The sequence below is a fragment of the Chitinivibrionales bacterium genome, assembly GCA_014728215.1.
GTDB lineage: Bacteria > Fibrobacterota > Chitinivibrionia > Chitinivibrionales > WJKA01 > WJKA01.
The window spans coordinates 1-9325 of the sequence record WJLZ01000192.1 but is presented as its reverse complement, the minus strand read 5'-3'; the positions used below and the strand labels follow the sequence as shown (position 1 = coordinate 9325).

5 protein-coding genes are annotated in these 9325 nt (G+C 49.4%); 4 read left to right on the top strand and 1 reads right to left on the bottom strand.

Translation table 11 applies throughout. The annotated features are described in order from the left end of the window. Positions 1-339: 339 nt before the first annotated feature. The gene (locus GF401_17275) at positions 340-1506 is read left to right on the top strand and encodes an MFS transporter (protein ID MBD3346811.1); all 1167 of its coding nucleotides are present in this window, start codon (positions 340-342) and stop codon (positions 1504-1506) included. 106 nt (positions 1507-1612) lie between these two features. Here the strand turns inward: GF401_17275 and GF401_17270 are convergent, their stop codons facing one another. Further along, complete coding sequence (locus GF401_17270) at positions 1613-2875, bottom strand: hypothetical protein (protein ID MBD3346810.1); 1263 nt, start codon at positions 2873-2875, stop codon at positions 1613-1615. A 236-nt stretch (positions 2876-3111) separates the two neighbouring features. Here GF401_17270 and GF401_17265 point away from each other — a divergent pair, with 236 nt between their 5' ends. The 3 genes from GF401_17265 to GF401_17255 all read left to right on the top strand — a co-directional run bounded on the left by GF401_17265 (position 3112) and on the right by GF401_17255 (position 7835). Then, positions 3112-5235 carry a hypothetical protein gene (locus GF401_17265; protein MBD3346809.1) on the top strand — a complete coding sequence of 708 codons (2124 nt, stop codon included), beginning with the start codon at positions 3112-3114 and terminating at the stop codon, positions 5233-5235. Positions 5236-5661: 426 nt separating this feature from the next. Continuing rightward, entirely contained in the window at positions 5662-7074 is a 1413-nt protein-coding gene (locus tag GF401_17260; GenBank protein ID MBD3346808.1) for an HD domain-containing protein, read from the top strand. 149 nt (positions 7075-7223) lie between these two features. Beyond that, positions 7224-7835 carry a methyltransferase domain-containing protein gene (locus tag GF401_17255; GenBank protein MBD3346807.1) on the top strand — a complete coding sequence of 204 codons (612 nt, stop codon included), beginning with the start codon at positions 7224-7226 and terminating at the stop codon, positions 7833-7835. Positions 7836-9325 lie beyond the last annotated feature (1490 nt).

Here is a 9325-nt window from a genome sequence, read left to right as displayed (position 1 = left end):
GAGCCGCTTGGGCAGTGGGGCAGTCCCTCAACAAAAGACTTTATCTGGTATGGAGATAATTTATTCGTGATGGGCTTTGAGGATATTCGGATATTATCGGTGAGCAACCCGCAGGCGCCGGTGCAGATTTCTTCAATTGATTAGTTCAAAATATAGTACGCCTGCCAGGAAAAAAGGCATGGCCTGGAAGGCGCGCCTCGCATACGCTCTTTCTCAGTTCGCCTCGGCAACGAAACAGATTTCAGGATAGGCTCTAAAAAATTTTGCAAATTGCTGATTTTTAGCCGCAAACAATTCCGGGGATATATTTTCTCTTTCACCTTCCGACAAACAGGGTATATGATCAAAACCGCGGCAGCGCCACAGCAGACACTCCATTTCACTTATTTCCTTGTCCTGGTGTCCCTTCAGGGATTCACCAGCAGCATGCTCGGGATGTTTCTCCCTCTTTATTTCAAGCAGATCGGTATGGCGGGAGTACAAACCGGGATCTACTTTGCCGTTTCGACCTTGGGCCCCCTTCTTCTCACCATGCCCATGGGTATTACCACCGACCGCCGAAGCATCGCCGCGATTCTGATGATCAGCTTTGCTCTTCAGGCACTTCAACCAATCGGTTTCATCCTGTCCACCTCCTTTGCCCTCTTCTGTATCACGGCATTTGTAAGCAGTTTCGGAAAACGGTTCTACTCAACCGCGATGAATACCATGTTTTTCAAGCTGGCAGGCAACAAAAACCCCCGTTATGCCGGTCTCTTTCAATTATGGCGGTTTTCGGCAATGGGTATGGGTATGCTGGTGGGAGGAATGCTGATTGAGGAGTTTTCCTTTGCCATGCTCTTCGCCGTCTCACTCGGTATCAATACCCTTTTTATCCTTCTCTCCCTGTTTGCTCCCAGAACTGAAACCACCATCGTCAAAATTAAAGAATACAAAAAATCTGTTCTCACTCCTCGGGTATTATTCATTTCCTTTTTATTTCTTCTCTCCTGTATGCACTGGGGCGCCGAACATGTTGCCTATACACCATTTTTAAAAGAGGTTCTCGGGTTGAATTTCAGACAAACCGGTATTTATACGGCTCTGTGTTTTTTCTTTGTAGGATTCGGCGCCTACAGCGCGGTGATCCTTCTGGAATGGAATTGGATCAAAGATTTAAGGCAGCTTCTTGTTGTGGGATGGCTCTTATCCGGTGTTTTTCATATACTTATGTGCATTCCCAATGTCTACTGGTCCTTTTCATTCAGGGCGATCCATGAGATCGGTGACGGTTTTGTGTTTCTGGCCTTTTACCACGGCGTATCCAAAATCTTCAAGCACGAACAGATCGGCGGCTGCGCTGCCTTTATCTCAACCCTCATGATGACCGGCATGATCGTTGGCTCCATCCTCTTCGGCTATGTCGGTGATCGTTTCGGCTATGCCGTTCCGCTGATCGCATCGGGAGGCATACTCATCCTGGTGCCGATACTGATGAATATAAGCAGGGATGAGGTGTTACGGTAAGGGGGGCAAACCAAAACCGCAACAAGTTGTTGCGGTTTTCTGATCATGAACTTTCCCTCTGACGAGCCATCAGTGTAACTACTTGAAAAACAATAAGTTAAAAGACTTATTTCAGCCCATAAATCGTATACGCATTATCGTGCAGCAGTTTCTGCGCCACATCAAGAGCGTCATCGACAGTCAAATACCCCTGCTCAACCTGGGTTGTCAGCGCGGAGGACAGGCAATTCTTGGTGAGCAGCAGCTTTGCATAGATCCATTCGGCGATGTAGCCGTCGGAGAAGAAGGCATTCCACGAAGTATGGGGCAGAAGCTCCAGGCGATCCTTAAAGAAAGTCGTGAGGGTACTGGGAGTAAAGCCGTGCCACCAGGCGCCGCTGAGTGAGACATTCCGGTTCATACGGGCGATGGAAGCTGCCTCATGGCTGGGAATCCGTGTCGCAAGAAAAACGTCGAGTCGGGTATCTGGGTGGGATGAAGCGAATTTTGGAAGGGTGCGAAGGAACCCCGGATCCCAATAGGAGGCGATGGCGCACGGGGCGTCTTCGGAATAAAAATCCATGCCGTGAAAGAGCTGAATAGTCATGTTGTGACGGGCCGCGGCTTCTGCAACCAGATCGGCCGCATAGCTGATTAAACGGTCATCTTCCTCCTGAGTGAGCGCGCGATTCACTTTTACCTTAATCATCAGTAGATTGACATCTTCCTCATGGCACCGACGGTACTGCCAGTTGTCCCGAGGCCAGACATGAAGAGCACCAACATTATGCTCCTTTTTCAGAGAAGCCATCCGGTTTTCGATCGCCTGTTTGAGTTCATCCCTGTTGGTCGGCTTGATTCCCGACTTCTCGGTCAATTCACCGATCCGGACCCCGGTGGTGGGAGAAAAGAGATATTCACCATATTCATACGGAATATAGCGGTCCTCCTTGGTTGGCATGCCATCCTTGAATGCAACAGTGAGTTTTTTAACTTTTGCCCTATCGAGCACCTCGGAGATCCATGCCGTGCTTCCGGCACGCTTACGCACCTCTTTATCGAGCGCTTTCCAGTTGTCTTCGGTTATTGTCCGGTCCTTGAATCCATAGAGGTCCCGAAGCATCGTGATCAAAACATAGTGATTTGAGGTATTTCTGATATCGTTGAACCAGGGAACCACTTTTTGCATATACAGATCGGGATCCGATGCCGCCAGGGTATCGTCGACATCGGCGCCCGCCCGGTGCAGTTCAAGATGGAGCCAGTGATAGGAGACGATATCGGCAAGGGTGCGGGCCTGCCGGAGTCCGTGCCCCCCCATATGAGTGTGAACATCAATCACGGGCATCTCATCCATCTTTTCACGCAACTGCTTTTGTAAATCTGTCATGGTCCAATCCTTTTTAAGAAGGTGATTTTTTCAATCGCAATCTTTCAAAATATATAATGGAATATCCGAATTTAAGAGACTCGTATGGAGTCACTTGAAATTATAAATTGCAAAGGCTATTTTGAAACACACGCAGATGCACCGGGAGATAATCGGCAAGAACTATTGCATATACCACAATCACTATGTCCCCCATTAATCGGCTCTAAACTTTTAATCATTCAAGGAATTTTAATATGGCCTCCTCACAAGAGAATCATACGCTTTATGTATCGCCCACCGGAAACGACGGCTGGTCGGGCAAGATCGCAGAACCGGCAGCCAACCGTAAGGACGGTCCCCTCCGCTCTATCGGCGGAGCTTTGGATACGGCCCGGAAAATCAGTCGGACCAAAGATTCTCCCCTGAACATTAGCCTTCAAGGAGGGCGGTATTCGATCACCAGCCCCATAGTGCTGAAGCCTCAGGATTCTCACCTTCATTTCGAGGCTTATAAAAAGGAGAAACCGGTGATCGACGCCGGTATTCCGATTACCGACTGGAATGAAGAGACACTCAACGGCACGACTGTCTGGACTGCCGATGTATCGCTGCTTCTGGAATCGATCGGCTATTTCAAACAGCTTTTTGTCAACTCCCGCCGTGCCCCCCGGCCGCGGTTGCCCAAAAAAGATTATTTCTGGATTGATAACGCACCCGAGACCGATCCCGCAGAAGGACATAACCGGGCGCCCTTTCAAAAAAACAGATTTCATCCGAAAAAAGGTGATTTTAAAAATTTCCGCAACATTACCGACAGCGATGTGATAGTTATGCACTGGTGGACTGAAGAACGCAGACCTGTCGCCTCCTATGATGAAAAGCAGAACCTGGTGACTCTCGCCAAAGACACCCTTTTCATCCTTGTAGATGATTGCGATACTAAATTTGCCAAATATTATATCGACAATGTTTTCGAGGCCATGACCGAACCCGGAGAATGGTACCTGGACCGTACCGAAAAGAAGGTCTATTATCTTCCCAGGGAAGGTGAGACGATAGACAATTGCGAAATTATCGCCGCCGGACCATCACAACTGATTTGCATCGACGGTGACCCCGGGGATGAAAAATATGTAGAGAACGTTACCTTTTATAACATCGGCTTTGAAAATACCGACTGGCGTGAGCATAACTGGTCATCGCAATCGGCGGCATACATGCCCGCAGCGATCACCTTGCATGGGGCAAAACGGTGCGCCATTGAAGACTGCGCTATCAGAAATATCGGTATCTTCGCCATCGACCTGCAGCACGGCTGTAAGGAGTGCCGCATTGTGGGAAACACCATCGAGGAAATGGGCGCTGGTGGTATAAAGATCAACGGGTCCCGTCATACCCTGAGCAAGCGAACGAAAGACAATACGATCACCGATAATCATATCCATGCTCTCGGGCGAATTCATCACGGCGCGGCGGCAATTATCATCCGTCACTCCTCGGGAAATCTTATCGCCCACAATCATATCCATGATCTCTACTATACGGCGATCACCTGCGGATGGGTGTGGGGATACTGGGAATCGGTCACCCGCGACAACCGCATCGAAAAGAATCATATCCACCATGTGGGTCAGCAATATCTTAATGATATGGGGGCCATCTATATGCTCGGGGTGCAGCCGGGAACGTTGTTGCGGGGGAATATTATTCATGATATTCAGAGCATTAAATACGGCGGGTGGGCCATTTATCTCGATGAAGGCTCCAGCGATATCACGATTGAAAACAACATCTGCTTCGACAGCACCTCCCAACTGTTTCATATTCATTTTGGACGCGAAAACCAGATACGTAATAACATCTGGGCCTTTGGTGGTGAAGGTATTGTCGGCGTAACCAGAGGGAAAAACGCCGATCTCGCGAGAAAGAAATGCATTCCCGACGGCCGGGTTTCGAGTTGTTTTACCTTCGAACGCAATATTGTTATCACCGATGGTACGCCGGTATTTCTCGGCGGTATGGCGGATGAATCCGGAGAACTCCAGACAAAATCGTTCATATCCGATCTCAATCTTTACTATGATATCAAAGGCCGGGAGCTTCGTATCGGTAACGGCGGCCATATCCGTAGGCGGGAAGGCACCGAAGAGTTCTTCGATTGGAAAACCTGGCAATCCTGGAGAAACGACCGCCATTCAGTCATTGCCGACCCGAAATGCAACAATATCGATTCACGGGATTTCACCATGGCACCGGACTCTCCTGCACAGGAAATCGACTTTGTGCCGATCGATATCTCCGATGTCGGACCGCGGCAAAAAGAAAAGCGGAGCTATTTCAATCTCGATGTCAAAGAAGATCCGGAGAAACGGGATTAATAAACGAGCGCATGAGCGTGTATACGCCCATGCACTCGAGTATCGACATAAAAATTAATGCACCTCATTCAGACGGTGTGTCAAAATCAAATACCCCGAAAATCCCCATCGACCATTCCTTTTCCTTTGCTCAATTTTTGCTTGACACATTTATTCCCCTGTTGATATACTTATCGGTATGGTTGTTCGGCTATGCATTTGGTAATTACCAAAAATCGGTATCGTAAATTATGTTCGGATATCCGATTTCTCCTATGCATACTTTTTGACGGTAAAAGTATCTTCTGCAGCTCGCTTTCCGACACATCACCTATACTGCCGTGCCGAAAATCATACTGAAGGCGATTATCTCTTTCCAAACCGGCACCGGATAAAATATAGATAGTTTACTACCCTTTGAGCGGGTAATTATTTGTCGGAGAGCATATGAAAGAAGTCGATTTATCACAGATAGCCATAGGTAAAAAGACGAGCCTGGCATTTTACAGCCGTGACGGCCATCTTCTCCTCTCCCAGGATGTCATGGTAGAACCGCACCATATCGAAGCACTGCGGCGAAACAATAACACAACCTTATATGTTAAAGATTCCGAAGATGATGAGATCCAGAAACTAATCGAGAAACAGTATACCATTGAAGATATTGAACTTGACGGAAATGGAAAAAAGAAGGCTCTCACCGACGATATACCTCCAGAAATACCTTTAGAACCCGAAGCGCCCAAAGCGCTCGAACTGGCCGAATTCAAGGGGATTAAATCGGGCCGGGAAGGATTTGAGCAATTAAACAACAGTTCCAAAGCTGCCGATATCGACAAAGATATCAGTTCCGAAACCGGTATGGGAGATCCTTCAGGGCCGCCCCTCTCCGAACAATGTAAAGAAATCGACGTTTCGGAACGGACCGAAGAGTACAAGGGAAAAATCGCGTTCTCCTATAGCAACGCTTTGTCTGAAGTTGCCCTGGTGATGAACACTCTGGCCAACGGCCATGCAACCAATGGCCGTAATCTCCGCGCTATCGTCGAACGATTCGTCGAAACATTTGTTAACGACAAAAATATTCTCCTCAACATTTCGGGAATCAAGCCCCGGGGGCAGGACTATCTGTACAATCACACGCTCAATGTCTGCCTGTTGTCGATAAATATCGCCGCTGCCAACAATTACAGCCGGGAACAGGTTGTGGAAATTGGTATGGGCGCGCTCCTCCACGATGTCGGGATGCTGTTGACGCCGAAAAATATCCGCCTGAAAAAGGGGCGCCTCGACCGGGATGAACTCTTTGAAATTCATAAACATTCGATTATCGGGCTCCACCTTCTCGAAAATGTAAGCCGCCTTCCGAGACAGGTGCCCATTGTCGCCTACCAGAACCATGAACGCGACAACAAACTGGGCTATCCCAAGCGACGGTCCAGACGGTTGATCCACTCCTACGCCCGGATCGTACAAATAGCCGATGTCTTCGAAGCCCTCTCTTCACCCAGAGTCTACCGGCCTGCATTCACCCCATACAAGGGCATGGAAGCCCTTATCAAGCTGACACGGAAAGGGTTTATCTCCGGAGAATTGCTCCGCGCTTTTCTCACCTACTCCTCCCTTTTCCCGGTCGGCAGCCTGGTGGAATTAAGCTCCGGCTCCATCGCCCGGGTAATAAAGGCAAACGGAAGATCGTTTACAAAACCGAATGTATCGGTGCTTACCGACAACAACAAATCGCTTCTTTCCCGGGATACGATATACCAGGTCGATCTCACCAGAGAAACCGATACCAGTATAACCCATGCCCTTCCCTACGGCTCACTCGACGGCATGCATATTATGGACGGATTTTAAGCGGATTTTCAAACCCGGCTTTCCTTTAAAAAAATTTTATGCATTTCAACACCCTGCAACGCCGCTTCGTAATGATCATATTTGACTCTTCCCTGCCCTGGTGCTATAATTTGTGCAAGATTTCTTAAACCCTCTCACCCGGATAATATATGGAATTACCAAACAAGCTCAATGTCGGCAGCGGACGGGATTTTCAGGAGGATTGTATCAATATCGATATCGACCCTTACTGGCATCCCGATGTGGTCTTTAATCTTAACGAGCCCTTTCCACCACCGGAAAAAACCCGGTTCACCAGCGGACGATTCGGTGAGATCGAGTTTACTCCCGGCATGTTCGATTCGATAATTGCCCATGATGTGCTCGAGCATCTCCGGGAACTTCCCGTTGCCATGACCAGTTTTTTACACCTCCTCAAAGAAGAAGGCACCCTGATCGCGACCGTGCCCTACGACCTCTCCTATGGCGCCTGGCAGGACCCGACCCATATCCGGGCATTCAACGAACGGTCCTGGGCCTACTACACCGACTGGTACTGGTATGTGGGATGGACCGACTACCGGTTTGACACCAGGAAACTGAGTTTCGGACTGAGTGAAATCGGCGAACAGCTTCGTGCCCGTGGCGGAGCACTGGCCGACATCCTGCGGGTCCCCCGGGCAGTCGATACCATGTCCATAATCCTGGCCAAAGTCAAACCAAACGAACAAGACCGGCACCTCGCCGGGCGGGCAATGAAAGGGTACGAGAAAGGACGGTGAATCTTTTGTACCGAATGCTTTCGTGTCTTTACCATTGTGCTGTAGGCTGTCATACCGACCGGCGGCAAGTTAACAAAAGATTCGATCCCGGTTACTTCGAGAGCCTTCGTGGCCGGTTGCCGGTTCTCGGTGGCTGAGGCCTGGCGCTCTGCAACGGTGGCTTTACGTACAATTTTCCCCGCGGCCGGTACCCTTTGCAAAATTTACCTGATACCAATAACCGCCACTTCCTTTCCGCCACCATTTGAATGTCCCCATGAAAGCACTGCGCGATAGGTGCCCGGCATAACCGGGGCTCCATTTTCGTTGCGGCCGTCCCAGTAGACCGCGAATTTATGGGTTGACAGAATCTCCGAAGGAGCGAGGGCGAGAATGTTTTGCTTGCCGGTCTCTGCAATGAGATTGCCCATCATGTCGCGAATAGTGATTGACGCTTTAAAGGTACTGATATCATTGTTCTCCCGTGAAGGAGTCACAAGATCGAAAACCAGCAACACCCCGCCTTTTCCATCGGTTAGATTACGGGCTTCCATATAGCTGTTTTTGAATGTAAAGGGCGTCGCATGAGGTGCAGGTGTTGAGGGATTGGGTGCAACGACAAATGAGTGTATCCCCGGATTTTTAGGTACTCTCTTTTTTTCGCTTTCAAACAGCTCCACGATGCCTGTCTCGATTATTTCACCCTCATGGTTCTTTAAATCATATTGCACCAGAACAGGCCCGGGCTCGCTCGTTTTGGGCTTGAGCAGGAACTGTGCTATCGTACCCGACCCGCTAACCGAGAGTTGAGAGGCGGAGAGGCGCCCCAGGCTTAACTCCACAAACCCCGAATTTTTTCGCAGGTAGCGCACCAGGTCGCTGCCGCCACGTTGTAAAAAGGCCATACTGTCGGCCTTATCGAACACATAGTGGTTTGGGTCAAAAAAGATGCGATATCGACAGGCGACCAGATTATGTATACCCTTGGCATCAATACCAATGCTCACCCGGGGTGACCAGTAGGTGTCGTGTGCCTCTGATGTTATGGTCTGAAAGGCCGGTTGGGAACGCCGCGCGGACCATGGTGCAAAAGGAATTACCGCCTCACGGGTGGCGTATGTGCTTTTCTTTGCCATTGAGAGTGGCTTTGATTGAATATTTGTTGGCGATTGCCCCTCAAAGGCAGCAGTAAAAGTATCGGGTGTAAACCACTGCCACATCTGCAAAAACACACAGAGGTCTTCAAAATCGAACAGGGAATCGGGTTGAATGCCAAGGAAGGGCACCTTACCGGTTGCCGGCCCGATTTCCAGCGCACGAACGCTGTCGCGGTTGATATCTTTGGCGCTCCAGTACCATAACGTGGCCAGGCGGGGGATATCGGCATAGTCAACCGTATCATTGCCGTCAAAATCGCCCGCCAACCGGGTGCGGAACGACCAAACGTAATCGTCAAGCCCCTGTTCACCATACACACCATTTCTGTTACCGTCATAGGCCTTGCCATAGGT

Coding starts and splice junctions, on each gene's coding strand:
- GF401_17275 (MBD3346811.1), top strand. CDS start 340: ATGATCAAAACCGCGGCAGCGCCACAGCAGACACTCCATTTCACTTAT.
- GF401_17265 (MBD3346809.1), top strand. CDS start 3,112: ATGGCCTCCTCACAAGAGAATCATACGCTTTATGTATCGCCCACCGGA.
- GF401_17255 (MBD3346807.1), top strand. CDS start 7,224: ATGGAATTACCAAACAAGCTCAATGTCGGCAGCGGACGGGATTTTCAG.
- GF401_17260 (MBD3346808.1), top strand. CDS start 5,662: ATGAAAGAAGTCGATTTATCACAGATAGCCATAGGTAAAAAGACGAGC.
- GF401_17270 (MBD3346810.1), bottom strand. CDS start 2,875: ATGACAGATTTACAAAAGCAGTTGCGTGAAAAGATGGATGAGATGCCC.